At 54.9% G+C, this 25080-nt stretch carries 26 protein-coding genes and 2 tRNA genes; all 28 read right to left on the reverse strand.

The genetic code is table 11. The features are described 5' to 3' along the window. Positions 1–241 precede the first annotated feature (241 nt). Positions 242–1360, reverse strand: a complete 1119-nt coding sequence (locus KHU29_RS18425) for a site-specific integrase (RefSeq protein ID WP_211454546.1) — start codon at positions 1358–1360, stop codon at positions 242–244. Positions 1361–1536: 176 nt separating this feature from the next. Then, positions 1537–1610 (reverse strand) — tRNA-Cys (locus KHU29_RS18430). A gap of 124 nt (positions 1611–1734) precedes the next feature. Continuing rightward, positions 1735–1810 (reverse strand) — tRNA-Gly (locus KHU29_RS18435). A 114-nt stretch (positions 1811–1924) separates the two neighbouring features. Beyond that, positions 1925–2527 carry a CDP-diacylglycerol--glycerol-3-phosphate 3-phosphatidyltransferase gene (pgsA, locus tag KHU29_RS18440; protein WP_211454549.1) on the reverse strand — a complete coding sequence of 201 codons (603 nt, stop codon included), beginning with the start codon at positions 2525–2527 and terminating at the stop codon, positions 1925–1927. Between the two features lie 120 nt (positions 2528–2647). Further along, positions 2648–4552, reverse strand: coding sequence for an excinuclease ABC subunit UvrC (gene uvrC, locus KHU29_RS18445; protein WP_211454551.1), 1905 nt, complete (start codon positions 4550–4552; stop codon positions 2648–2650). 28 nt (positions 4553–4580) lie between these two features. Beyond that, positions 4581–5585 carry a beta-N-acetylhexosaminidase gene (gene nagZ / locus KHU29_RS18450; RefSeq protein WP_211454629.1) on the reverse strand — a complete coding sequence of 335 codons (1005 nt, stop codon included), beginning with the start codon at positions 5583–5585 and terminating at the stop codon, positions 4581–4583. A gap of 74 nt (positions 5586–5659) precedes the next feature. After that, positions 5660–6052: a holo-ACP synthase gene (gene acpS, locus KHU29_RS18455; RefSeq protein ID WP_211454553.1), complete on the reverse strand. Its 393-nt coding sequence runs from the start codon at positions 6050–6052 to the stop codon at positions 5660–5662. A gap of 11 nt (positions 6053–6063) precedes the next feature. Further along, positions 6064–6822: a pyridoxine 5'-phosphate synthase gene (gene pdxJ / locus KHU29_RS18460; RefSeq protein WP_211454555.1), complete on the reverse strand. Its 759-nt coding sequence runs from the start codon at positions 6820–6822 to the stop codon at positions 6064–6066. Between the two features lie 137 nt (positions 6823–6959). Then, positions 6960–7832 carry a DNA repair protein RecO gene (gene recO, locus KHU29_RS18465; RefSeq protein ID WP_211454557.1) on the reverse strand — a complete coding sequence of 291 codons (873 nt, stop codon included), beginning with the start codon at positions 7830–7832 and terminating at the stop codon, positions 6960–6962. A gap of 10 nt (positions 7833–7842) precedes the next feature. Further along, positions 7843–8763 carry a GTPase Era gene (era, locus tag KHU29_RS18470; RefSeq protein WP_211454559.1) on the reverse strand — a complete coding sequence of 307 codons (921 nt, stop codon included), beginning with the start codon at positions 8761–8763 and terminating at the stop codon, positions 7843–7845. Next, positions 8760–9806, reverse strand: coding sequence for a ribonuclease III (gene rnc / locus KHU29_RS18475; protein WP_211454561.1), 1047 nt, complete (start codon positions 9804–9806; stop codon positions 8760–8762). The genes era and rnc overlap by 4 nt, the downstream gene beginning before the upstream one ends. Before the next feature lie 83 nt (positions 9807–9889). Beyond that, positions 9890–10258: a DUF4845 domain-containing protein gene (locus KHU29_RS18480; RefSeq protein ID WP_211454563.1), complete on the reverse strand. Its 369-nt coding sequence runs from the start codon at positions 10256–10258 to the stop codon at positions 9890–9892. Positions 10259–10276: 18 nt separating this feature from the next. Continuing rightward, the gene (gene lepB / locus KHU29_RS18485; protein WP_211454565.1) at positions 10277–11194 is read right to left on the reverse strand and encodes a signal peptidase I; all 918 of its coding nucleotides are present in this window, start codon (positions 11192–11194) and stop codon (positions 10277–10279) included. Then, complete coding sequence (gene lepA, locus KHU29_RS18490) at positions 11191–12984, reverse strand: translation elongation factor 4 (protein WP_211454567.1); 1794 nt, start codon at positions 12982–12984, stop codon at positions 11191–11193. The genes lepB and lepA overlap by 4 nt, the downstream gene beginning before the upstream one ends. Positions 12985–13495: 511 nt before the next feature. Next, positions 13496–13843, reverse strand: a complete 348-nt coding sequence (locus KHU29_RS18495) for a glutaredoxin family protein (protein WP_343216073.1) — start codon at positions 13841–13843, stop codon at positions 13496–13498. Between the two features lie 42 nt (positions 13844–13885). After that, positions 13886–15400: a DegQ family serine endoprotease gene (locus KHU29_RS18500; protein ID WP_211454569.1), complete on the reverse strand. Its 1515-nt coding sequence runs from the start codon at positions 15398–15400 to the stop codon at positions 13886–13888. 7 nt (positions 15401–15407) lie between these two features. Further along, entirely contained in the window at positions 15408–16433 is a 1026-nt protein-coding gene (locus KHU29_RS18505) for a MucB/RseB C-terminal domain-containing protein (protein ID WP_211454634.1), read from the reverse strand. Position 16434: 1 nt separating this feature from the next. Continuing rightward, positions 16435–17067, reverse strand: a complete 633-nt coding sequence (locus tag KHU29_RS18510) for a sigma-E factor negative regulatory protein (protein WP_211454572.1) — start codon at positions 17065–17067, stop codon at positions 16435–16437. Positions 17068–17133: 66 nt separating this feature from the next. Further along, positions 17134–17736 (reverse strand): RNA polymerase sigma factor RpoE, encoded by a 603-nt coding sequence (gene rpoE, locus KHU29_RS18515; protein WP_211454574.1) that lies wholly within the window; start codon positions 17734–17736, stop codon positions 17134–17136. Positions 17737–17817: 81 nt separating this feature from the next. Then, on the reverse strand, positions 17818–18321 hold the full coding sequence (locus KHU29_RS18520; RefSeq protein WP_211454576.1) for a flagellar hook-length control protein: 504 nt from the start codon (positions 18319–18321) through the stop codon (positions 17818–17820). Between the two features lie 64 nt (positions 18322–18385). Next, positions 18386–19627: a beta-ketoacyl-ACP synthase II gene (fabF, locus tag KHU29_RS18525; RefSeq protein ID WP_211454578.1), complete on the reverse strand. Its 1242-nt coding sequence runs from the start codon at positions 19625–19627 to the stop codon at positions 18386–18388. Positions 19628–19657: 30 nt separating this feature from the next. After that, the gene (gene acpP, locus KHU29_RS18530) at positions 19658–19900 is read right to left on the reverse strand and encodes an acyl carrier protein (protein WP_038487422.1); all 243 of its coding nucleotides are present in this window, start codon (positions 19898–19900) and stop codon (positions 19658–19660) included. 200 nt (positions 19901–20100) lie between these two features. Continuing rightward, positions 20101–20871 (reverse strand): 3-oxoacyl-ACP reductase FabG, encoded by a 771-nt coding sequence (gene fabG / locus KHU29_RS18535; RefSeq protein ID WP_211454580.1) that lies wholly within the window; start codon positions 20869–20871, stop codon positions 20101–20103. After that, positions 20868–21815, reverse strand: a complete 948-nt coding sequence (fabD, locus tag KHU29_RS18540) for an ACP S-malonyltransferase (RefSeq protein WP_211454582.1) — start codon at positions 21813–21815, stop codon at positions 20868–20870. Before fabD ends, fabG begins: the two co-directional genes overlap by 4 nt. A 107-nt stretch (positions 21816–21922) precedes the next feature. Then, positions 21923–22909 carry a beta-ketoacyl-ACP synthase III gene (locus tag KHU29_RS18545; RefSeq protein ID WP_211454584.1) on the reverse strand — a complete coding sequence of 329 codons (987 nt, stop codon included), beginning with the start codon at positions 22907–22909 and terminating at the stop codon, positions 21923–21925. Continuing rightward, positions 22906–24021 (reverse strand): phosphate acyltransferase PlsX, encoded by a 1116-nt coding sequence (gene plsX / locus KHU29_RS18550; protein ID WP_211454586.1) that lies wholly within the window; start codon positions 24019–24021, stop codon positions 22906–22908. The genes KHU29_RS18545 and plsX overlap by 4 nt, the downstream gene beginning before the upstream one ends. A gap of 149 nt (positions 24022–24170) precedes the next feature. Then, complete coding sequence (gene rpmF, locus KHU29_RS18555; protein WP_014006864.1) at positions 24171–24353, reverse strand: 50S ribosomal protein L32; 183 nt, start codon at positions 24351–24353, stop codon at positions 24171–24173. Positions 24354–24550: 197 nt separating this feature from the next. Further along, positions 24551–25045, reverse strand: coding sequence for a YceD family protein (locus tag KHU29_RS18560; protein WP_211454588.1), 495 nt, complete (start codon positions 25043–25045; stop codon positions 24551–24553). Between the last annotated feature and the right edge of the window lie 35 nt (positions 25046–25080).

A 25080-nucleotide genomic window follows, 5' to 3' on the forward strand; every position in this document is an offset into this window, starting at 1 on the left:
GATCAACGGGGATGAGGCTAGGTGCTTTCTGCTTCTTCGGTTTCTTTGTGGTCATTACGTCGGTCATGGAATTTCCCTTTCGGTATTATTTCATAACCCCGTTCACACAGAAAATCTGACAGGCTCGGGGGAAAACCAAGCCAGGCGCCGGAAATCGCCGCCAATCATAGGTCACGTCGTCGTGAAGCCGGCGCACGGCCGCATTAAACCGCGTCCAGTGCTGCCAGACTTACCGCATTGACTACCACATCCCATCAGCCATGTCGGACCCGCGAAGGCTTGCATATCGCTTAAGCATTCGCAGGTCTTTGTGACCCGTAACCTTCGCGATCAGTATGTCTGAAAATTTTGTGCGCAAGAACAATCGGCATGTTGCTTCATGACGCAGATCGTGGAAAACAAAATCCTCCAGCTTTGCTGCTTCGAAGACTTCATGAAAGATGCGAGAGGTCTGGCTTGTCGTCGAAGCCATATTTTTCTCATCCCTTACTCCGTTCCAATACGGGAAAGCCACGCCGTTTCTGGCCTTGATGTCCGCTGCATATGTATGCAGATAGTCGCGCATGAGCGGTATCGCAACAGATGACATCGGCACCTGCCGATTGTCTCCATTTTTGGTCCTGGTCAGATGAATCGTGCGTTTTGGCAGGCTTATCTGCGAGACATCGAGTGTGTACATCTCGCGCATGCGCATTGCAGTTTCGAGCGCAAGGTTAAAAAAAGTTCGTTCGTGCGGCATGTCTTTCATCGCAGCCAGCACAAGCTGCTCTTCATCCTCGTCGTCTTTGTTCTCTCCCAGTCGACGATCTCGCTCTATATCTTCCTTTTTCTGCTTGCCTTTAAGCGCAAGGATGCGCTCGTCTTCCGCAGTGTATGTTGCATACCCAACCTTGAACTGCGAAAGATGATTGTACGCCAGGATGTCCGGATGCTTCCGCAGCATCCAGTCAAAGCACCTTTTAAGCGCTCCGACACGATGTCTGATTGTTGACGGCGCTAAGTTGTTTTCCCGCTTTAGTCGATTCAGCCAGTCCTCGCACCACTGATAAGTCAGACCTGCGGTCGACTCGTGGACCATGGTCGGCATCACTGTCTCAAGCACTTTGATGTCGGACCCCTGCGGTTCACCGGCCTTGACGTACTCAGCAATGCATCGCGAGACCATCCACGATGTAGGTGTGACTTTTTTTTCTAGTAGTGCTGCAGGGACGACGCCTTGCTTCAGCAGCGCTTCGAGACGATCGCCGTATGCCTGAGCTTCTTCGCGTGATGTAAACGTAGAGTAGAAATCGGTGGGCAGCAGCTTGTTAGTGACGCGAAGCTGGAAATTGCCAGATGGGAGTTGTTTGATAGTAGACATTGACGAATAATCGTCTCGGTACCATCTATTTGTCAACGGCAAACAAGCCGTTTGAGGTGTGGTCACCCGCACAAAAAGTGTGGTCGGCCACTGTTTTGAACTGCTTTATACTGCATATAAACACAGTATTTAAAAGCAATTAAATCTGTAAGTAATTGATTTCATTGAAAAAAAACTGGAGGCGGGGGTCGGGATCGAACCGGCGTAAACGGCTTTGCAGGCCGCTGCATAACCACTTTGCTACCCCGCCAGAGGTATGCTGCTTACTGCAAAATCAAAATAATATTAGCTGAATCAACTTCGTTCAACCAACATGGCCAGCTACTGATTTTACATAAAAAAAGGAAGCTTTTTCCAGCTTCCTTTTTTGAATCTGGAGCGGGAGAAGAGTCTCGAACTCTCGACCTCAACCTTGGCAAGGTTGCGCTCTACCAACTGAGCTACTCCCGCATGTATTTCTTTTTCTGCATCAACTACAGAGACGACATTATAGTTGATCTACAGAGTTTGTCAATAATTTCGAAAAATTTTCGTCATCTTTTTTTTCAAAACACCGACTTCACTTCACTGCTTGTTGTTTTCTTTTGCAGCGGTACTTTCCTTGATCAGCGGCCAGGCCTTACGCAAATAGTAAAACATGGACCATACCGTCAACACCGCTGCAATCAACAATAGCACTTGCCCCCAGAAACGGGTGTCAATGCCAAGCAGGTCGCCATAATACAACAACATCGGGATGGCGACCATCTGTGCGGTGGTTTTTATTTTGCCGATCGAACTGACCGCCACCGATTTCGATGCGCCGATTTGCGCCATCCATTCGCGCAAGGCGCTGATGGCGATCTCGCGGCCGATGATCACAAACGCGATGATTGGATCGACCCGCTGCAGATGCACCAGCACCAGCAAGGCGCCGGCGACCATCAGCTTGTCTGCGACCGGATCCAGGAACGCGCCGAAAGCGGAAGTCTGGTTCCAGCGCCGCGCCAGGAAACCGTCGAACCAGTCGGTCACTGCAGCGACGATGAAAATGATGGTCGAAGCCAGGCCCAGCTGCAATATTGAAAAACCATGAAAACCAAGATCGGGAAGGTAGAAAACACCGACCACCAGCGGGATCAAGGCCACCCGCAACCAAGTCAGTAAAATCGGAAAATTAAATGGCATAAATAGTTTTATAGTTAAGGAGCCAACTGTTCATGTTCTAATTATCTAGGAGTATGCAGCAGTTGGGAAACAAAACCTGCAAAAGCAATAAGCAATGCCCCCCAACACGCAACATTAGTCTCAATGGAGCTGCTTGTAGATTTCCTCTGCCAGCACACGCGAAATGCCCTCGACCGAGGCAATATCCTCAATGCTGGCATCCGCCACGCCGCGCAAGCCGCCAAAGCGCGCCAGCAGCTTCTGGCGGCGTTTGGCGCCGATCCCTTCGATCTCTTCCAGCCGCGAGCTCTGGCGGGCCTTGGCGCGCTTGGCGCGCATGCCGGTGATGGCGAAGCGGTGCGCCTCGTCGCGAATCTGGGCAATCAGCATCAGGGCTGCAGATTCCTTGCCCAGCTCGCGGGCGGCCCGACCATCGGCGAAGATCAGCGTTTCCAGCCCGACCTTGCGCCCTTCGCCTTTGGCGACACCGACAATCAGGCTGATATCCAGCCCCAGTTCGGCCAGCACCTGGCGCGCCATTTCAACCTGGCCCTTGCCGCCGTCGATCAGCACGATATCGGGCATGACGCCGTCGCCGTTAGCCACTTTCTCGTAACGCCGCATCAGCACCTGGCGCATCGCGGCATAGTCGTCGCCAGGTGTGATGTCCTTGATGTTATAGCGCCGGTATTCGCCGTTTTGCATGGCGTGATGGTGGAACACCACGCAAGATGCCTGGGTCGCCTCGCCTGAGGTATGGCTGATGTCGAAACACTCGGCGCGCAAACTGTCGATGTCTTCGACTTCAAGACCCAGCACGTCGACCAGCGCCCGCGTCCGGGATTGTTGCGAGCCCTGCTCCGACAACAATCTGGCGAGGGAAATTTCAGCGCCCTTGTGCGCCATCTCCAGCCATTGGCGGCGCTGTCCTTGCGGCTGGAACAGCAGGTTGATGCGATGGCCGCATTGCTCCATGAGCGCCACCATCAGCGCCGGCTCGTCGAACTCGATATTCAGGATCAAGGTCCCGGGAATGAATGTATCGATGTAGTGCTGCGCAAGGAAAGCCTTGAGCACGGCAAGTTCTATGGTTTCGCCCTGCACTTCTTCCGGGTTCGACAACGCACCCTCGACATGACTAGGGAAATACGCGCGATCGCCCAAATGGCGGCCGCCGCGCACCATCGCCAGATTGACGCAGGCACGTCCGCCCTGGACGATGACGGCCACGATATCGATATCGCTGTCGCCCACGGTTTCCATGCTTTGCTGATGCAGCACGCGCGACAACGCGGTGATCTGGTTGCGCACCACCGCCGCCTGCTCGAATTTCAGCTCGGCGGCATAGGCGTGCATCTTTTGCTCCAGGGCTGTCAATACTTCGGTTTGCCGTCCGCGCAAAAACTTGGCGGCGTTATCAACATCGGACAGGTAATCCTCATGGCTGATCAGATTCACGCAGGGTGCACTGCAGCGCTGGATCTGGTGCAGCAAACAAGGCCTGGTGCGATTTGCGAAGACGCTGTCTTCACAGGTTCGCAGCAAGAACACCTTCTGCAAGATCTGCATCGACTCCTTGACTGCCCAGGCACTCGGAAACGGGCCGAAATACTGGTTTTTTTTATCGACGGCGCCGCGATAGTAAGCCATGCGCGGGGTTTCCTGGCCGCTGATCTTCAGGTAGGGATAGGATTTATCGTCACGGAAAAGAATGTTGTAACGCGGCTGCAAAGACTTGATCAGATTGCTTTCCAGGATCAAGGCTTCGGCTTCGCTGCGCGTTACCGTCGTCTCCAGCCGGGCGATGCGCTCGACCATCATGGCGGTGCGCGGACTGGCAAGATTTTTTTGGAAGTAGCTGGATACCCGCTTCTTCAGATCGCGCGCCTTGCCGACATACAGGATGTTGTCGGCGGCATCGAAATAACGATACACACCGGGCAGATTCGGCAATTTGGCGACGGTTTCCAGCACCACTGCACGCGGATCTGGAATCTGGGGGATCTCGGGATTTTCCGGGATTTCCGGATTTTCAGCTTCAGTCATGATGCAAGGCTCTCGATCATCCCATCCATCATGACAATGATTGCACCAGCGACCTGGCAGCCAGGTAATCCGCGTCGGTTTGCAGCGTATCCCAATCCAATGCCGCGGTTTGCGGCACCAGGGCTGCCAGGCGCGCACGGGATGCTGCCGACTCGTCGCCAGTTACGCTTAACCCGGCCAGCAGCTGATCAGCCTTGTCCGGCGAATTGCAAATCAGGACCACGTCGCAACCGGCCGCCAAAGCCGCCTTGGCGCCATCCAGTACGCCGCCGGCAGAACTGGCTGCTTCCATGCTCAGATCGTCGCTGAAGATCACGCCGTTGAAGCCGATATCGTTGCGCAAGATGGTCAGCCACTTCTTGGAAAAGCCGGCTGAGTGCTTATCCACCTTCGAATAAATCACATGCGCCGGCATCACGGCCGCCAGGCTCATGCCGAGCCAGCCGTAGGGTTTGACGTCTTCTTCCATGATCTGCGCCAAACTACGATCGTCGATCGGCAACGACAGGTGCGAGTCGCCCTGCACGTAGCCATGACCGGGGAAATGCTTACCGCAGTTAGCCATGCCGGCCAGCGCCAGGCCGTGATTCAAACTCTTCGCCAACAGGGTGACCACGCGCGGATCGCGATGGAAAGCGCGTTCGCCGATCACGCTGGACTCGCCGAAATCGAGATCGAGTACCGGTGTAAACGACAGATCGACACCACAGGCGCGCAACTCGCTGGCCAGCACGAAACCAACCGCGGTCGCTGCCTTGGCCGCGCCTAGCACATCGCGATCCCATTGCTGCCCGAGCAGGCGCATCGCCGGCAAACGGGTAAAGCCGTCGGTCCTGAAACGTTGCACCCGGCCGCCTTCGTGGTCGACCGCAATCAATATGCCGGGACGTGCCGCATGAATCGCCGCGGTCAGCGCGGCAAGCTGGGCACGGTCCTGGTAATTGCGTGTGAACAGGATTACGCCGCCGGTGAGCGGATGCTGGATGCGACGGATATCGTCAGCGCTTAAACTCGCGCCGACCACGTCCAGCATGACCGGGCCTGGTGCCGCTTGGCTTACGGCATGATCATTCACCACGTTGCTTAAACCACTACCTAAGCTACAACTCATCTCTTCTCCACAATAACGAAGGCGACCGCGTATTCCACCTCATCGGTAATCGATACCTGAGCGGTCAAGCCATTCTTTTGCATGTATTCATCCAGCGCCGGGTTGACCACTACGATCGGCTTGCCGCTGGGCGCGTTCAAGGTTTGCATGGCACGCCAGGTCATCGGCATCTTCATGCCTAGCCCGAGGGCTTTGGAAAAAGCCTCTTTGGCGGCAAAACGCGTCGCCAGAAAACGGATGCCGCGCGCCTCCACCTTGGCTTTGCGAGACAGGTATTTTTCCATTTCTTGCGGACCAAGGATTTTTTCCGCAAAGCGGTCACCGTTACGCTGCAGCGCGGCCGCTATCCGAGGAATCTGAATGATGTCCGTGCCGATGCCATAAATCATCGCGAGCCTTTCTATTTGCCCAGACGCGCTTTCACCATCAAGGCTTTCATTTCGCTGATCGCAGCTTTCCAGCCGACGAACACGGCATGCGCCACGATGGCGTGGCCGATGTTCAGCTCGGCGATGTCGGGAATCGCGGCAATTGCCTGGGTATTGGTGTAATGCAGGCCATGTCCGGCATTGACCCTGAGGCCGCGCTTGACGCCTTCCTGCACCGCTATTTGCACGCGCTCCAGTTCGCTGCGCTGTCCGGCTTCGTCGTGCGCTTCGGCATAACGCCCGGTGTGCAGTTCGATTACGGGCGCGCCAACTTCCGCAGCGGCTTGAATCTGATCGGCTTCAGGATCGATGAACAGGCTGACGCGAATACCTTCGGCCTGCAATTGACGCACCGCCGCTTGCACCTGGGTGAAATACCTGACGACATCCAGGCCGCCTTCAGTGGTCAGCTCGTGGCGGCGTTCCGGCACCAGGCAAGAATCCTGCGGCTTGATCTTGCAGGAAAAATCGATCATTTCCTGAGTTACCGCCGCTTCCAGGTTCATCCGCGTGCGCAATTGCGGCCGGATGATTTCAACATCGGCATCCTTGATGTGGCGCCGGTCTTCGCGCAAATGCAAAGTGATGACATCGGCGCCCGCTTCTTCCGCCTGCAGTGCCGCTTGCAGCGGATCGGGGTAGGTGGTGCCGCGCGCATTGCGCAAGGTGGCGACGTGATCGATGTTGATGCCAAGGTCGATGATCGACGATGTGGGGTTGAGATAGCTCATCGTATGCTCGGGTAATGGGATTGGTTTTGTCGGATATCAAGATTGCACTAAATCTGCCGCGACGGCAACGCTGATATAGTTGGGCCAGTGGGAAATTTTCATCAAAAATCAATATTCAGGACTAATCATCAATACCTTTACAGCTGCATCAGGTCGATCAGTATCTGCCGCGTGTTCAATGGCGCGCCACCCAGATGATGGGCCAGCAAAAAGCGCATCAGCACCTTGCTCTGGGCCTGCGTGACGACGTCGCTGTAGTCTTCCCGTTCCATATCCAGCAAGGTCTTGCCGCTGACGCGCGGCCAGGAATCGGCCGCCCGCGCAAGGCGTGGACCGCGTTCGGGATCGACTACGTAGCTTTCTGCGGGATCGACCGGCTGGCGGCTGCTGGTGCAGCGGGTGAAATCGCCGGCCACTCCGGTCTGCTTGAGCAATGCTCTTTCGAATTGGCGCAGCACGATCGGCGCAGGTTCCTGGTGCGCCAGCTGATTCAGGGTGGTGACGTAGTGGTCGAACAATATCGCGTGCGGATCGTCGCGCGCCACCAGTTTGACCAGCAGTTCATTCAGGTAGAAACCGCATAGCAATGCCGATTTTTCCAGCGGCAGCATGCCGCCTACCCATTCGGCGGCGATCAAGGTGCGAACTTCGGATTTGCCGCTCCAGCTCAGCGACAAGGGCTGGAAGGTTTGCAGCACGCCGCGCAATTTTGACAAAGGACGTTTGGCGCCCTTGGCAACCAGGGCGATACGGCCGTAATCGCGGCTGAAGACATCGATGATCAGGCTGGTTTCACGGTGCGGGTAGCTGTGCAGTACGAAGCCGGGTTGGGCGGTGACGCGGGTATCGAGTGGTTTGGCCCGGCGTTTCGGCGGGCTGGCAGAAGTTGTAGTAGAAGCAGGAGTAGAGGCAGGAACAGCGTCGCTGATAACCGCGATCACCTGCTCTTCAGCCACGGTTGGCGGCAGGGCGGCTTCTCCGGTGCTGTCGTCAGCGATGATCGCGTTCATGCTCTCTGGCTTATTCGTAGCCGTAGGCGCGCAATCCGGCTTCGTTATCGGCCCAGCCGGATTTAACCTTGACCCAGATTTCCAGGTACACCGGGCCGCCGAACAGGCGTTCCATATCCAGCCGCGCTTGCGTTGAAATATCCTTGAGGCGGGCGCCCTTCTGCCCGATCACCATCGATTTGTGGGTATCGCGCTCAACCAGGATCGCCGCGAACACCCGGCGCAGGTTGCCTTCAAGTTCGAATTTTTCGATCAGGACGGTGCTGGTATAAGGCAACTCATCGCCGACAAAACGGAATACCTTCTCGCGCACGATCTCGGCTGCAAGAAATTTTTCGCTGCGATCGGTAATATCGTCTTCACCGAACATCGGCGGATTTGCCGGCAGATGCTTGCGGATTTCACCTTGCAGATTATCCAGCTGGAAGCGCAGCTTGGCCGACACCGGCACCACCGCGGCGAAATCGCGCATGGCAGCGATTTTTTGCGCAAATGGCAGCAGCACGGCCTTGTCTTTGACGCGATCCGACTTGTTGATGACCAGGATGCAAGGCACATTAGCCGGCAACAAAGCCATCACTTGCTGGTCGGCCGGACCAAAAGTACCGGCTTCGATGATGTACAAAATGACGTCGGCCGCGGTCAGCGTCGTAGTCACGGTGCGATTCAGCGTTTTATTCAGCGCATTCGAGTGGCGCGTCTGGAAGCCTGGCGTATCGACATACACAAACTGCGTGTCGGCCACGGTTTGAATCCCGGTAATCCGATGACGGGTGGTCTGCGCCTTGCGCGACGTAATGCTGACCTTGGCGCCGATCAGCTCGTTCATCAGGGTCGACTTGCCTACGTTGGGGCGACCGACAATAGCTATGTAGCCACAACGGAAATCAGTTGCGGCGTTAGTCGATGCCTGGGGTGTAGAGTCTGTCATGCGGTTTTCGATTTACTCGTGGTATGGGGTGTTGCATTAGAAGGGGTTGCTACCGTGGCCACGCTACTTGCGGCGACGGTTTCTGTAGCGGCGTTGGCCGCATTGCTTGTTTTGGATGGCGCGGCTGCTTCGGCACCGCCCGCAGTACCTACACTTCCGTTAACGGCTGGCACCTGTGCCTTGGCAGATGCCTTTACCGCTGCTACCGCCGCGGTTGCTTCCGCCGGGCCTTTATCCTTGACCGGTGCGGCAGGTTTGCTTACGACATCCAATGACGCTTCCGGCGCATCCGGCTGAATCGTCGCAATACCGCTCAGTTTCAATTGCGCTGTGCGCGGCTTGGCTTTGCGTGGCGCCGCAGGTGCTTTCACAAATGCTTTTTGCACTGCTTCCAGCGCCAGCTTGGCAGCTGCCTGCTCACCGGCGCGGCGGCTGCCGCCATTGCCGAATACTTGTATATCCAGTTTAGGCACCAGGCATTCGATTTCAAATTCCTGATTGTGCGCAGCGCCGTGAGTAGCCACGACATTGTATTGCGGCAAGGCGATTTTCTTCCCTTGCAGGTATTCCTGCAGCAGGGTCTTTGCATCTTTACCCAATGTCTTGGGATCGACGGTATCCAGGATCGGGATATATAAAGCACGGATCACATCGCGTGCGGCATCGAAGCCGGCATCCAGGAAAATCGCGCCGAACAGCGCTTCCAGCGTATCGGCCAAAATCGAAGGCCGGCGAAACCCGCCGGATTTCAACTCGCCTTCACCCAGCCGCAAGAATTGCGACAACTCCAGCCGTTGGGCGATTTCATACAATGATTGCTGCTTGACCAGATTGGCGCGCACCCGCGACAAATCACCTTCGTCTATCTTGGTATAACGGTCGAACAACAATGAGGCGACAACGCAATTCAGAATCGAATCGCCGAGGAACTCCAACCGCTCGTTATGCAAGGTGCTATGGCTGCGATGCGTCAAGGCCTGCTGCAATAAAGTAGCATCCTTAAAAGTGTGGCCTAGCCGATTCTGCAATAACATGAGGTCCATTTTCTTCTTCGACTCTTCGACGTTTACGGTTGTCGTCCGCTTTGATTTTTCAACGCATGCTTCAATGCTGCATTCAATACTGATCAAGACTTCGCAGTGCTGCCCGCATAATCGATCAACAAGCTGACAGGTCCGACCAGCGGGATTTTTTTCTGGTACGAAAAACTGATCTGGATATTGTCGCCATCCTTCGTGATCTCCAGGTCTTTGCCTGAAATCGCATCGATATAACCAACCTCGGCTTGCTTGTTAAACGCGTTCTGGATTTCCTGTACCGTGGTGCCGGCCGTCCTGGCGCTGGCTATCGCTTTTTTGATAGAAAAATATTCGATCGTAGTCGGCGTCACCTTGGCCACCAGTACGCCGATACAGCCGAGAACCGCCAAAATAACGATCAAGCCGAATAAAGTAATGCCTTGCTGCTTCCGTGTAGATCCGGAAATTCTTGTCATCCCTGACTCCGCAATGGTTTATTTAAAGAAAGTGCCGATACGCTTGAAATTACCCAAATTCATCCAGACTAAAAATGCTTTTCCGACAATATTCTGATCCGGTACAAATCCCCAGTAGCGACTGTCTTCGCTGTTATCCCGATTATCCCCCATCATGAAATAATTGCCAGCAGGAACGGTACAGGTAAATCCTTCCGGATTATAGGAACAGGCGCCTTTGTCAGGAAAATCCATCACACCTTCCAGCGAAATCGGCGGCCGGCCATTGCGCACTGCGATCGTATGTTGCACGTTTGACAGGCTTTCCGTGAATTGCTGGGAGTAATCCAAGCTGTCTTCATTCAGGTAATCCGGCAACGGCGCATAAGAAAGAGCTTTACCGTTAATTGTTAAACGTTTGTTTCGGTATGTTATTTTATCACCGGGCACCCCAACCACGCGCTTGATGTAATCGAGCGACATATCCTTGGGATATTTGAACACCATCACGTCGCCGCGCTGCGGCTGGTTCATCTCGATCACTTTTTTATTCAGGATCGGCAGACGGATACCATACGTGAATTTATTGACCAGGATCAGGTCGCCTACCAGCAGCGTCGGCACCATCGAGCTGGATGGAATCTTGAACGGCTCGTACAAGAACGAACGCAAGAAGAACACCATCGCGATGACCGGGAAAAAGCTGCCGGAGTACTCGACCCAGGTCGGCTGACGCAACAGGTCGGCTTCCAGCGCGGCGCGGCCGCTGGCCTCGAGCTTGATGCCGTCGGCATTCAGCTTGGCATTGCGGGCATCGAACTCGGCCAGGGCGGCATCGGCCTTGGCGCGCCGTTGTTTGCCCAGGTAGAAGCGATCAAAAAACCAGATGATGCCGGTGACAATGGTCAAGACAAACAGAATTAACGCGAAATTTCCTAAAATTGATTGCAATGTCATTTTTCATCCACTTGTAAGATTGCCAGGAATGCTTCTTGCGGGATCTCCACTGAACCCACCTGCTTCATCCGTTTTTTACCGGCCTTCTGCTTTTCCAGCAATTTACGCTTACGGCTGATATCGCCGCCGTAGCACTTTGCCAGCACGTTCTTGCGCAACGCCTTGACGTTTTCACGCGAAATGATATTGGCGCCGATCGCCGCCTGAATCGCGACGTCGAACATCTGGCGCGGGATCAGCTCGCGCATCTTGGCAGCGACCGCACGGCCGCGGTACTGGCTGTTGGCGCGATGCACGATGATCGCCAGCGCGTCGACTTTTTCGCTGTTGATCAGCATGTCGACCTTGACCACGTCGGCCGAGCGGTATTCCTTGAACTCGTAGTCCATCGAGGCATAACCGCGCGAGGTCGATTTCAGGCGATCGAAGAAATCGAGCACCACTTCAGCCATCGGGATTTCATAGGTCAGCTTGACTTGCTTGCCGTGATAACTCATGTCGACCTGCTGCCCGCGCTTCTGGGTGCACAGTGTGATCACCGAGCCCACATACTCTTGCGGCATGTACAAATTGACGGTAACGATCGGTTCACGCACTTCTTCGATATTGGACGGATCGGGCATCTTCGATGGATTGTCCACCAGCATGATGGTGCCATCGCGCTTCACCACTTCGTAAATCACGGTAGGCGCGGTGGTGATCAAGTCCATGTCGAACTCGCGCTCAAGCCGCTCCTGGACGATTTCCATGTGCAGCAAACCGAGGAAGCCGCAGCGGAAGCCGAAGCCCAGCGCTTGCGATACCTCAGGTTCGTATTGCAGGGCGGCGTCGTTCAGCTTGAGCTTTTCCAGCGAATCGCGCAGCGCATCGTACTGGTTCGCTTCGACCGGGAACAAGCCGGCAAACACCTGCGGCTGCACTTCTTTAAAGCCAGGCAACGCTTCGGCGGCAGGCTTCGACGCCAGCGTTACCGTATCGCCGACCTTGGCGGCTTTCAATTCTTTGATGCCGGCGATGATGAAACCCACCTGGCCGGCGGACAGCGATTCGCGCGACTGCGATTTAGGCGTGAACACACCGACGCTTTCGGTCAGATGCTGAGAGCCTGTGGCCATCAGCAGGATCTTGTCCTTAGGACGCAAAGTACCGTTCTTGATACGCACCAGCATCACGACGCCGACGTAGTTATCGAACCAGGAATCGACAATCAGCGCTTGCAAAGGAGCGTCCGGATCGCCCTTCGGAGGCGGCACTTTGACAATCAGCGATTCCAGCACTTCACGTACGCCCAGGCCGGTCTTGGCCGAACAATGGACGGCGTCATGGGCGTCGATCCCGATCACGTCTTCGATTTCAGCAATCGCGTTATCCGGATCTGCAGAAGGCAAGTCGATCTTGTTCAAGACCGGCACCACTTCCACGCCGAGATCCAGTGCGGTATAGCAGTTAGCCACAGTCTGGGCTTCCACGCCTTGCGAAGCATCGACCACCAGCAGCGCGCCTTCGCAGGCGGACAGCGAACGGCTGACTTCGTAGCTGAAGTCGACGTGGCCAGGCGTATCGATCAGGTTCAAATTATAAATCTGGCCATCCAGCGCTTTATAGGACAGCGCAGCGGTCTGGGCCTTGATCGTAATGCCGCGCTCGCGCTCGATATCCATTGAGTCGAGTACCTGCGCCTCCATCTCACGATCGGACAAGCCGCCGCAAGATTGGATGATACGGTCCGCCAGGGTAGATTTACCGTGGTCGATGTGGGCGATGATGGAGAAATTACGGATGTTGTTCATTGACAGACGCGATTACAAAAAAGGCGCTCTGAGCCGGGCTCAGTGTGGTGTTCCGTACTTGGCGGCACGAATAAAAGTGGAGGATTTTTGTTCCAGACTAGGCGCGCGCCGTAGCGATAGCGAACTATCGCGAGGATGCGCAACGACGTATGGGGCAAAAAGACGAACTTTCATGTGCCGGCAGGTGCGAAACACTGCACTAGTGTCCCAGGCAAGCGCCTTTTATGACAGGTTATTCAGTGCCGCCATTTTACCGGATTTCAGAGGGGAAAACCGACAAATCAAAGGGCTGAAGATATTGCCTTCCAGTATAACAAGGAAAGCGATTCATCTACATACTCCTACAAGTATCTTAAAAACACCTTAAAGCATGGGCTGCAAGAGTCTCTTTTTATCTTTCCTGGCGGGAGTATGTGAAATTTATTGCCACTTAGAAAATATAAATATCATATTTACATTTATACATTGATGCGTGGCGGGGAGTGATTCAACTACGTTGTCGGCCACTTCCTTAGCCGCCTTCGCTTAAAAATTTCCTTACCAATTCAACATCAAGAAAATAATGACAAAGTTGCATCGGCGCCCCGCCATCCTTGCTTCCAGAAAGTACGGGCACCAACTCATCGTACCTGGCCACCAGATCGGGATGATCATCGACATCGATCACTTCCACCTCAAACCAGCCGGCGTCGCTTTCATCAGGCGCTCGCAAAGCCAGCAACGCCTGCAGCATGTCCTCGCAAAGATGACAGTAAGAGCGGCTATACAGCGTAAAGTGGATTTTTGACATGATTGCGTCGGAATCTCTGAAGACAGGCTTGCCTGGCAAGCCAAGACCGGTAAAAACAAAAAGCTGCAAGCCTCGACGGCCTGCAGCTCCGGACGATAACGAACAGCGCGATCAGTTACCTGGACGCAACGGCACGAATTGCGACGACTCGCCGCGACGCACCAGCAGCACGGCCATTTTCTTCGGCTCCAGCTTGGCAACCAGGGCGTTGAACTGCTTGGCATCCTTGATATCGGTATTGTTCAAGCGTTGCACCACGTCGCCGGCACGCAGGCCGACCCGCCCGGCGCTACCTTCGGCCGACTCGATCAACACGCCGCCATCGGCGCCTAACTCTTTCTTTTTGGCGTCGGTCAAATCACTGACGATCAGGCCGAGCGCATTGGCAACCTGCGGCTCTTTCTTCGGCTTCGGAGTGTCATCGGAGGCGATTTTGTCGGCCACCAGTTCCGTGATCACGATCGGGAAGTCGCGGCTGCTGCCTTTGCGCCAGACGCTGATCGTGCCGCGCGCTCCTGGCTTGGTATTGCCGACCAGACGCGGCAAGTCGTTCGCTTTCTCAATTGCCACACCGTTGAATTTCAAGATGATGTCGCCAGCCTGCAAGCCAGCCTTGGCCGCCGGGCCATCCGCCTCGACTCTGGCGACCAGCGCGCCTTCAGCCTTGGGCAAGCCCAGCGATTCAGCCACATCCTTGGTCACTTCGCCGATCTGTACGCCAATCCGGCCGCGAGTCACCTTACCCGTTGTTTTCAACTGGTCCGAGACGCGCATGGCTTCATCAATCGGCACCGCAAACGAAATTCCCATGAAACCGCCGGAGCGGCTGTAGATTTGCGAGTTGATGCCAACCACTTCGCCACGCATATTGATCAACGGCCCGCCGGAATTGCCGGGATTGACGGCAACGTCGGTCTGGATCAATGGCAGGTAATCGCCGGTATCGCGCGCTTTTGCCGAAATGATGCCGGCGGTCACAGTATTTTCCAGGCCGAACGGCGAGCCGATCGCCAGCACCCATTCGCCGGCCTTGATCTTGTCGGAATCGCCGATTGTCAGGCGTGGCAGATTGGCGCCGTCGATTTTCAACAAGGCGACGTCGCTGCGTGTATCAGCGCCTATCACCTTGGCTTTGAATTCGCGCTTGTCGGTCAGCGTTACATACACTTCGCTGGCGCCGTCGATCACGTGCGCATTGGTCATGACATAGCCGTCGGCCGAAATCACGAAACCGGAACCTACGCCGCGCGGCACTTCTTCCTGCGACTTGGGCTCAGCCTTGCGGCCGCGTGGCGACGGCGCCTGACGCGGCGTATTGGGAACAGGAACACCGAAAAAACGACGGAAAAAATCCTGCATCTCGGCGTCGCTAGGATCGTCTGAATCACCCTGGCCGGAACCTGCCTTGATTTTTTCCGTGGTGCGGATATTGACTACCGCCGGGCCGGTCTTTTCAACGATGTCGGTAAAATCCGGCAATCCGGATACCGGCGCGGCGATCGCCTGGGGCCCGACGCCGATCATGGAGGGAACAAAAACGGTCGCTGTGACGCCAACGGCACCCGCGGCACTGATAGCCATAGCAGACAAAACGTAACGAGCCAGACCTGGCATTTTCATAGTCATATAAGTTTTATTTGTTTTTGAGTTCAATTGAATTCGCCACCTGCCGCATCGCCGCCGGCGGCACATCGCCAACAATCGTCAACCAGTATTCCCCCTGGCGCTTACCCACGATATTCAGTGCTCCCTGTTGCAAGGATCCTTCCGTACGGCTTTGACTGCCCGGTTCGATAAATATGGAAATCGCCACCAGTCCGTCCGAAAAAATCAGCTGCGAAACCTCGCGCCGCGTTGCAGGTGTACCGGGCGCGCTCTTCGCGGCCGGCGCATCTGCCACCATACGCTTGAGCTCGCGTACCTTCTTGAAACCCGGAGGCATGCCGGTCACCGTCCACTCGTTCAGATTGGACGGATTGATTACGCTGCTCTCGGCATGCCAGGAATTGGTGTTGCCAAAGCTCGGCTTCAATTGATTGTGATCGATATTACCTATGGCAATTTGGGTAAATGAAATCTGCTCGATGATTTCATTCTTGCCGTTCAGCGTTTGCGCCCGTAACAACAAGCCGGACTTTTTTTCTGCCCAGAGCTTGTAACCATAACGCATGTTGTCCCTGGGTTCCAGCAGCACGGCCTGGCAATCAAAACCGGCAACACGTCCGGTCTCACCCATTTTCACATTGTAATAATCGGTCAGATCGGCCGGCAGCGCCGCCAAAATGGCAGGGAAACCGTCTTGGGTGACGCGCCTCTCGACTATCTTGGTTTTGATCTCCGGCATATAACAGGTGACATCCTCGTTACGCCGGATATATTCACGCGGCTGGCCATCGAGGATTTCCAATTTTTCTATTTCATTCCGCCCATCCAGCATGTGCGTAATACGCGACGTGCGTATCTGGTTCGCCTGCTGATAGATGAAAGTGCCGGAATAATTCAGTCTTTGCGCCGCCGACTGGATTTTTTTCAGCAGCGTCTGCGCCTCCTGCTTGTCAGCTGCATTTGCAGCCGCAGCGCCATCGGTGCTTTCCGCTTGCGCGGAAAGCACCATGACCAGCGACAGAACAACTCCTAGCAAGACCCGCGTCTGCCGCATATTAGTTATTAACATCAGGTGCGTATGTGGCCGGCCGCGCGTATTGCGCAGCGCTATAGAGGGAAGGAGAGAAACGTTGATGTGCCACCAGATATTCATCCATCCGTGGATCCCGTAACACTTCTCCGTTACGCGTAACTGCGTGATCGTCGCTGACAGCAGGCGCCGAAGCCAGGGCCAGTTGCGACGTTGCCGCGCCATTAGACGCCGGACCGCCGACCACCGCCGTTTGCGGCGTGATAATGAAAGCCGCGGCAGCTACAGCCGCAGCAGCCATACCCGGCAAGGCAAAGCGCTTGATGGAACGTCCGACGCCGCCCGTCATGCCAAAGCGCATGGACTGGCCGCCACCGGCAGCGAGATGCTCGGCTGGCTGCGAAGTGGCGGCCAAAGGCGCTGCAATAATCGCAGGCTCAGCTTCCAGCCGCGCCGACATGCGGCTGAAAAAATCCGGACTCATGGTCAACGCCATATCATCCGAACGCATGATGTCGCCTATCTCGTGATAGACGTCCCATGTGTCGCGACCTTCTGTTTGACGCAAAGCAGCCAATGCCATATCCACATAGGCGCTGGACAACTCCCCGTCAGCCAAGGCAGAAATCTGCTCTTGGGTTATATCTTTGGTATTCATATGTCACCTTAAAACCAGGCCAACCCCTTCGTTCCCGAAAAACCACTATCTTTTTTTAACGTTTTTTTACCAACGTTTGTCGATGGCCGTATCCAGCAACGGCCTCAACTTCTCTGCGATAGCTTCCCGTGCCCTGAATATCCGACTGCGCACCGTTCCTATCGGACATCCCATTGCCTCAGCAATCTCGTCATAACTCAAACCCTCTATCTCACGTAAGGTAATCGCCGTACGCAACTCTGCCGGCAAAGCCTCCATCGCAGTATTCACGGTTTGCGCAATCTGCTTGGTGGCCAGCAAAGATTCCGGGGTGTTTATATCCCTTAGTTGCTCGCCATCGTCAAAAGTTTCTGCTTCTTCAGAATTTGCTTCTGTCGAGGTGGGAGCCCTGCGCCCCTGGGTCACCAAATAATTCTTAGCAGTATTTATGCCAATCCGGTACAACCAGGTATAGAAGGCCGAGTCGCCCCTAAACTGAGGCAGCGCCCGGTACGCCTTGATAAAGGCTTCCTGCACAACATCCTCAGCTTCTGCCTGATCGCGTACCAGCCGCGACACAAGGCGCATCAGCTTGCGTTGGTATTTAATAACCAAAAGCTCGAACGCCTTCTTATCGCCACGCTGTACGCGCTCGACAAGCAGTTGATCAATTTCGCGTTCTGTCGTCAATCCCCATTCCCTTGTTTTGTTGCGACCTGCATGAGCGCGCCGGAATAGATAGTAAGCAATGACAAAAGTTCAAGAAAATGCTTATTCATTATCTAATCCAGCAGGCCCCGTTTGATCCGTGCGCGACGCAATCCAGCGACATGCCACGGATAATCTTCTGAAAGTATCGTTAGAAACACTATCAGGCAGTATAGCGATTGTTCGGACCGAGCCGCTATCCAATCGAAGGCGCAGCAGCAGTAAATGTGACCAGAGAGTAGTGCCTTCAAGCAATTTCACTGGCAATGGTATTTGTTTCGCGGCAGGTACGGTCTTTGCTGTTGCCATATCGACAAGTCTGATATGACCGCTTCCGGAAATATTGATTTGAACTGCTTTCCTGCTACGAGTGTAGCGCGTTATTCCGTAAATAGCCGCTGACAAACACAGCGCGGCCAGAGCAAGGCGCTCGGATAACGGTAAATCGCCGACAGCGCCGGCGGCAATCAGGATGCCAACCGAACCGGCCAGCAGGCACTGCAAGCCCACCAACGCAGACATCACCTTGGATGGCCGGATTACGGCGGACAGGGCGATCGACATCATGAGATTTTAAAACGAAATTCGAACCGGTCTCCACGGAGACCGGTTCGAAGCCTGTAGCAAAATTTTAAATTTTGCCAAAAACCAGGGTGCCATTCGTGCCGCCAAAGCCGAATGAATTTTTGACTGCGATGTCTATTTTCATGTCCCTTGCCGTGTTGGCGCAGTAATCGAGATCACATTCAGGATCCTGATTGAAAATATTGGTCGTCGGCGGCGAGATTTGATTATGCAAAGCCAACACCGTGAATACCGACTCCAGGCCACCTGCCCCACCCAGCAAATGTCCGGTCATCGACTTGGTCGAATTCACCACCAGCTTATAAGCGTGGTCGCCGAAAGCCGCCTTGATCGCTTCGGTTTCATTCTTGTCGCCCAATGGTGTCGAAGTACCATGCGCGTTCAGGTATTGCACCTGGTCGGCATTGACGCCAGCGTCGCGCAAGGCGTTGCCGACGCAACGGCGCGGGCCATCCAGGCTAGGTGCAGTCATGTGATAGGCGTCGCCGCTCATGCCGAAGCCGAGCAGTTCCGCATAAATCTTGGCGCCGCGCGCCTTGGCATGTTCGTATTCTTCAAGCACCAGTACACCGGCGCCCTCACCTAATACGAAACCGTCCCGGTCCTTGTCCCACGGACGCGAAGCCGTGGCGGGATCGTCATTACGCGCTGACAACGCACGCGCTGACGCAAAACCGCCGACGCCCAACGGCGACACGCTTGACTCCGCACCGCCGGCAATCATCACATCGGCATCGCCGTACTGAATCATGCGGCCGGCAGCACCGATACAATGCAAGCCTGTAGTACAAGCAGTCACGATCGCCAGATTCGGTCCTCTAAGACCGTATTTGATCGACAGATTGCCTGAAATCATGTTGATGATCGATGCCGGGATGAAGAACGGGCTAATCCGGCGCGGACCGCGAGCGGTCAGTTCGGCATGCGTTTCTTCGATCAACGGCAAACCACCAATACCGGAGCCGATGATGACGCCTATCCGCTCAGCATTAGTTTCAGTTACTTCCAGGCCACTGTCTTGCATCGCCTGCATCCCTGCCGCCATGCCATAGTGGATAAAAGTATCCATATGCCGTGCTTCTTTGGCAGGAATGTAATCTTCGATATTGAAGCCCTTCACTTCTCCCGCAAAACGCGTGGAAAAAGCGGAGGCATCAAACTTGGTGATGGCTGCGATCCCTGATTTGCCTGCAATAATCGCACTCCACGCATCGGCAATCGTATTGCCGACCGGTGAAATGCAACCCAGGCCAGTTATCACAACGCGGCGTTCACGTGTGCGGCTCAAGCGGTTCTCCTGGATACATTCAAAGCTTGCTTAGGCAGCCTTAACGTGGGCCTTAGCGTAATCAATAGCTTGTTGCACTGTAGTGATCTTTTCAGCTTGTTCGTCAGGGATTTCCATTTCGAACTCATCTTCCAGTGCCATCACCAGTTCAACCGTGTCGAGTGAGTCAGCACCCAGATCGTTGACAAACGACGATTCGATCTTGATGTCAGCTTCTGCGACGCCCAGTTGCTCAGCGACGATTTTTTTAACGCGTTGTTCGATATCGGACATGTGATGCCTCCATTAGGTTACAGAAAGTGCGCGCATTTTAGCAGGTTTGCGCATTGAAAATTTACTTTCGACATTAGTCTTTAAGATTTAACAAAACCATGTCAAAAGCTTCTAAATTGGTACTAAATGGCACTACTTACATTTAACTCTGATTTAACTCCGACTTAACTCTGGCATAAGCCCGGAACCGCAAGCCCGTTTCAGCTCATGTACATGCCGCCATTCACGTGCAAAGTAGTGCCCGTGATGTAGCCGGCTTGTGGCGATGCCAGGAAAACCACTGCCGCCGCCACATCATCTGCAGCACCCAGCCGTCCCAGCGGAATCTGTTGCAGCAGTGCAGCATGTTGCTGCTCGCCCAGGTCCTTGGTCATATCGGTATCGATAAAACCGGGCGCTACGCAATTGACCGTAATGTTGCGGCTGCCGATCTCACGCGCCAGCGCCCGGCTCATGCCGGATACGCCGGCCTTGGCCGCAGCATAGTTCATTTGCCCCGGATTACCAGCCGAGCCGACTACCGAGGTGATATTGATGATGCGACCGTGCTTGGCTTTCATCATGCCACGCAGGACAGCGCGCGACAAACGCGCTACAGCGGTCAGGTTGGTGGCGATGACGGCATCCCACTCCTCGTCCTTCATGCGCATTGCCAGTTGATCCTGGGTAATGCCTGCATTATTGACAAGAATCGACAGGCCGCCAAATTCCTTCTGCGCCAGCTCGACTGCCGCCGAGCAACCGGCAGCGTCATTCACATTCAACACAATACCGCGTCCTTGGCCCGGCTGGCTAGCTTCCATATATTCGGTGATTGCCGCTGCACCCGCTTCGGAGGTTGCGGTGCCAATCACCTTGGCGCCGCGCTGGAGCAATTGCAATGCGATAGCGCGGCCGATTCCGCGCGAGGCGCCGGTGACCAAAGCCACCTGCCCGGCTAAATTCTGTGAATCTGTATTTTGTATTGTCACTTGAGTCTCTCCAACATCTGTGTCTCCAACATCTTATCCAGCGATGCCTGATCGACGATCATGTCACTGATCAAGGTATCGTTAATACGCTTGGTCAACCCGGCAAGAACCTTGCCCGGACCGCATTCAACCACGTGCGTGACACCTTCGGCAGCAATTTTTTGCACGGTTTCCACCCAACGCACCGGGCTGGCCGCTTGCCGCACCAGCGCATTCTTGATGGCTTCCGGATCGCTGACGATGGCCACGTCGACGTTATTGATCAGCGCGATTTGCGGCGCTGCGAAAGTGAGATCCTGCATGTATTCACGCAAACGATCCGACGCAGGCTTTAACAACGAGGAATGAAATGGGGCCGATACCGGCAATGGCAAGGCACGTTTTGCACCTTTTTCTTTCGCTGCGACACAAGCGCGCTCAATCGCCCCCTTATGACCGGCGATCACCACCTGTGCCGGCGCATTGAAATTCACCGCTTCGACGACCTCACCTTGCGCGGCTGCCAGGCAGACTGCGCGCACGTCCTCATCCGACAAACCGAGAATGACAGCCATGCCGCCCTGCCCTACCGGCACCGCTTGCTGCATGGCTTGTGCACGGAAACGCACCAACGGCACCGCATCCTTGAACGCAATCACGCCCGCGGCTACCAGCGCCGAATACTCACCCAGGCTGTGACCAGCCACCAGCGACGGCGCTTTGCCGCCTGCCGCCAGCCAGGCGCGGTAACAGGCAACCGCCGCCGTCAACATGACCGGCTGGGTATTGGTGGTCAGATCCAGCTCTTCTTTCGGTCCCTCGGCAATCAGTTTGCCGAGATCGAACTGCAGCGCTTCCGAAGCTTCTGCAACCGTGTCTTTCACCACCGGGTTATCGGCAAAACCGTTCAACATGCCAATGGCCTGCGAACCCTGACCCGGGAAAACAAATGCGAATTTATTCATGCATTACCTAATTGGGTATCAAATTTGTTAAATACACGCTGGCGTGTAGCCGCGATCTGGCAGCAACCTGCCATATGGGGGTTAAAGTGCCTAAGCCGCTCAGGGGCTTACATGCGCGCCAGGATGGCGCCCCATGTAAAGCCGCCGCCCACACCTTCCATCATGACGTTATGGCCAGGCTTGACGCGGCCATCGCGCACCGCCTGGTCCAGCGCCAGCGGAATCGATGCTGCCGAAGTATTGCCATGCTGGTCGACTGTCACCACCATGCGCTCGATATCCAGGCCCAGTTTGCGTGCAGTGCTTTGCATGATGCGGATGTTGGCTTGATGCGGAATCAGCCAGTCGATCTCGGCAGCCGACATGCCGGCGATTTGCAGAGTTTCGTTGGCGACTTTCTCCAATACCGATACCGCCAGCTTGAAGACTGCCTGACCGTCCATGTACAGGAAAGCGCTACCTTCAACCGCACCGGAATTCACCTTGCCCGGTACGCACAGTATGTCTTTGTGGCGGCCATCGGCGTGCAGCTTGGTGGCAAGGATGCCAGGTTCGGCGGAGCCGGACATGACCACTGCGCCGGCGCCATCTCCAAACAAGACACAGGTGGTGCGATCTTCAAAATTCAGTATCCGTGAAAAAACCTCGGTACCGATTACCAATACGTTCTTGTGGACGCCGGTCTTGATAAAACTGTCCGCGATCGATACCGCATACACAAACCCGCTGCACACCGCCTGCACATCAAAGGCTGCGCCGCCATTGGTAATGCCGAGTTTTTGCTGCACCACGCAAGCTGTGCTCGGAAAGCCGCCGAAATAGTCCGGGGTCGAGGTGGCGACGATCACCAGATCGATATCGTCGGGCTGCATGCGCGCCATGTCCAGCGCCTGTTTGGCGGCTGCCACGGCGAGATCGCTGGATTGCACATCCGCTTCTGCATAGTGGCGCGCTGCGATGCCGCTGCGCGAAAAAATCCATTCATGGGATGTCTCGATCCCCTTCGCGGCGAGCTGCTCGGTAAGCTCTTGATTGGTCACCCGCTTCGGCGGCAAATAGCTGCCGGTGCCGACAATTTTGCTAAATGTAGTCATGCTGTCTTTTGTTGGGTTAATTCAGTATTAACGATTTCACCGGACGCGCCACCGGCGCCTGCATCCGCAGGCTTGGAGGCGATATCGGCTTGCGGCATCAGCTCCGCAATCGTGGTCGCAATACGAGACAATACATCATATTTGGCCGCATCGAATGCACGCTGTATAGCCCATTCGTAACCATAAGCATCGGCGCTGCCATGGCTCTTGAAAACCAGCCCGCGCAAGCCAAGCAGGCTGGCGCCGTTATAACGCGAAGGATTCAGGCGGCGCGAGATCGCTTTGATGGCGCCGCGGGCGATGATTGCGCCCAGCATATTCACAATGCCGCTCTTGAATTCCGTCGTCAATACCGTCTTGACGAAACGCCCCAGGCCTTCGGACGCCTTGAGCGTGACATTGCCGACAAAACCGTCGCAGACGACGATGTCGGTAGTGCCTTCGAAAATATCGTTGCCTTCGACATTACCGTAGAAATTCAGGATACCTTTTTCATGATCCGCGCGCAGCAATGCCGCGGTCTGCTTGACTACCTCGTTGCCCTTGATATCTTCTTCGCCGACATTGAGCAAACCGATCGTCGGCCTCGGCTTGCCTTCCATGGCCGACACCAGGGCCGATCCCATCAATGCAAACTGATGCAGATGCAGAGCTTCGCAGTCAACGTTCGCACCCAGGTCGAGCATGTAAGTCGGACGGTCTTTTTGATTGGGAAGAAGAGTACAAATGGCAGGACGGTCGACGCCATGCAAAGTCTTGAGCAAATAACGGGAAACCGCCATCAAGGCGCCGGTATTACCCGCCGAGACGCACGCCTGCACCTGCTGGTCTTTAATCAGACGCAGGGCGACACGCATTGAAGAGTCCTTTTTACGGCGTAATGCAGTTTCGATGGAATCATCCATCGTCACCACTTCGGATGCATGCAGCACCGATAAACGCGGATGGGAACTCGCCCTGTGCTTTTTCAGTTGCGCCCGAATTTCTTCTTCAAGACCAACCAGCACCAACTCGGCCTCAGGCTCGCGATTGGCAAATGAAATAGCAGCAGGTACGGTAACCGATGGGCCGTGATCACCACCCATACAGTCGATAGAAATTTTGATTGTCATTGTTTTGATTCAGTGCCTACTCTAAGCCGTATTATGAGGCAGATTGGGCGCGATTCAAAATGACGCAAGGATATTCGCATACAAAAACGGCGCTGCTGAGTAAAACTCATCGCGCCGCCTTCACCCTGCATCGCAAGAACAAGTATTAATTACTCGTCGTTCTTGGTCTTCAACACTTTACGGCCACGGTAAAAGCCATTTGGGCTGATATGGTGACGCAGATGTGTTTCACCGGTCGTTGGCTCGATAGCCAGCGGAGGTGCAACCAGAAAATCGTGGGCACGGTGCATGCCGCGCTTCGATGGGGTCTTCTTATTTTGTTGAACTGCCATGATAACTCCTGCTTTCTTAAGATCTTAAAGTTTAACATATCCAACCCTCAGAACAGGGAAAGGCTGGATATTCCTGCCGCGTTTGTGCGCGGATTTTACTACCTATTGCCACACCTTAGTCACACGGAATCACATTCATGTGAAAATCAGCGCAACAAATTTACCGCAATTCCTTATTACTTCTCGTGCAATTACTGCTACTTCAAATTCTTCAGCATCGCGAATGGCGATTCTTTTTTGCTGCTTTTCAGCCCATCCAGCGCAGACTGGTCCGGGCAAACCGGATGCTTGGGCGACAGCGGCAAGGCCAGCAAAGCCTCATCCTCAATCAACTCAACGATATTCAATGATTTAGTGCCGACGATGACATCGATTTCGTCATCATCAAGAAGCGCATCGATTGCATCTGCACTTTCTTCATCTTTTGCCAACACCAATACGGATTCCGCATCGATATCGAAGACAAACGGCGTCAAGCAGCGCTGACACATGATCTTGATCGAGCCCGTTACCGACATCGTCAACTGGGGATGCCCCAGGTTATCGACACCGCCAACCAGAACCCAATGCAGAGAGCCGGAGCGGTCTGCCGATTCATCGGCCAGGCGACCCAAGTCAGCCACGGCGATTTCGCCTTCACGGCGCTCTTTATGGCGCGAATACTCAAAGGCGTCGATGACAAAAGCACTCATAATAAGACCGAACCCAGCCGAACCCGGAAAACCTG

This window comes from Collimonas antrihumi (assembly GCF_018304965.1).
In the GTDB taxonomy this organism is placed as follows: domain Bacteria; phylum Pseudomonadota; class Gammaproteobacteria; order Burkholderiales; family Burkholderiaceae_D; genus Collimonas; species Collimonas antrihumi.

What these genes read in the sequence shown, in the direction of transcription:
- fabD (WP_211454582.1), bottom strand. Translation starts at nt 21,815, where the DNA reads ATGAATAAATTCGCATTTGTTTTCCCGGGTCAGGGTTCGCAGGCCATT.
- pdxJ (WP_211454555.1), bottom strand. Translation starts at nt 6,822, where the DNA reads ATGAGCTATCTCAACCCCACATCGTCGATCATCGACCTTGGCATCAAC.
- KHU29_RS18520 (WP_211454576.1), bottom strand. Translation starts at nt 18,321, where the DNA reads ATGATGTCGATCGCCCTGTCCGCCGTAATCCGGCCATCCAAGGTGATG.
- lepB (WP_211454565.1), bottom strand. Translation starts at nt 11,194, where the DNA reads ATGACATTGCAATCAATTTTAGGAAATTTCGCGTTAATTCTGTTTGTC.
- nagZ (WP_211454629.1), bottom strand. Translation starts at nt 5,585, where the DNA reads ATGCTGGACGTGGTCGGCGCGAGTTTAAGCGCTGACGATATCCGTCGC.
- acpP (WP_038487422.1), bottom strand. Translation starts at nt 19,900, where the DNA reads ATGTCCGATATCGAACAACGCGTTAAAAAAATCGTCGCTGAGCAACTG.
- KHU29_RS18545 (WP_211454584.1), bottom strand. Translation starts at nt 22,909, where the DNA reads ATGACTACATTTAGCAAAATTGTCGGCACCGGCAGCTATTTGCCGCCG.
- KHU29_RS18425 (WP_211454546.1), bottom strand. Translation starts at nt 1,360, where the DNA reads ATGTCTACTATCAAACAACTCCCATCTGGCAATTTCCAGCTTCGCGTC.
- era (WP_211454559.1), bottom strand. Translation starts at nt 8,763, where the DNA reads ATGACAGACTCTACACCCCAGGCATCGACTAACGCCGCAACTGATTTC.
- lepA (WP_211454567.1), bottom strand. Translation starts at nt 12,984, where the DNA reads ATGAACAACATCCGTAATTTCTCCATCATCGCCCACATCGACCACGGT.
- KHU29_RS18500 (WP_211454569.1), bottom strand. Translation starts at nt 15,400, where the DNA reads ATGACTATGAAAATGCCAGGTCTGGCTCGTTACGTTTTGTCTGCTATG.
- KHU29_RS18480 (WP_211454563.1), bottom strand. Translation starts at nt 10,258, where the DNA reads ATGACAAGAATTTCCGGATCTACACGGAAGCAGCAAGGCATTACTTTA.
- rnc (WP_211454561.1), bottom strand. Translation starts at nt 9,806, where the DNA reads ATGGACCTCATGTTATTGCAGAATCGGCTAGGCCACACTTTTAAGGAT.
- plsX (WP_211454586.1), bottom strand. Translation starts at nt 24,021, where the DNA reads ATGACAATCAAAATTTCTATCGACTGTATGGGTGGTGATCACGGCCCA.
- acpS (WP_211454553.1), bottom strand. Translation starts at nt 6,052, where the DNA reads ATGATTTATGGCATCGGCACGGACATCATTCAGATTCCTCGGATAGCG.
- KHU29_RS18560 (WP_211454588.1), bottom strand. Translation starts at nt 25,045, where the DNA reads ATGAGTGCTTTTGTCATCGACGCCTTTGAGTATTCGCGCCATAAAGAG.
- pgsA (WP_211454549.1), bottom strand. Translation starts at nt 2,527, where the DNA reads ATGCCATTTAATTTTCCGATTTTACTGACTTGGTTGCGGGTGGCCTTG.
- KHU29_RS18505 (WP_211454634.1), bottom strand. Translation starts at nt 16,433, where the DNA reads ATGCGGCAGACGCGGGTCTTGCTAGGAGTTGTTCTGTCGCTGGTCATG.
- uvrC (WP_211454551.1), bottom strand. Translation starts at nt 4,552, where the DNA reads ATGACTGAAGCTGAAAATCCGGAAATCCCGGAAAATCCCGAGATCCCC.
- rpmF (WP_014006864.1), bottom strand. Translation starts at nt 24,353, where the DNA reads ATGGCAGTTCAACAAAATAAGAAGACCCCATCGAAGCGCGGCATGCAC.
- recO (WP_211454557.1), bottom strand. Translation starts at nt 7,832, where the DNA reads ATGAACGCGATCATCGCTGACGACAGCACCGGAGAAGCCGCCCTGCCG.
- KHU29_RS18510 (WP_211454572.1), bottom strand. Translation starts at nt 17,067, where the DNA reads ATGAATACCAAAGATATAACCCAAGAGCAGATTTCTGCCTTGGCTGAC.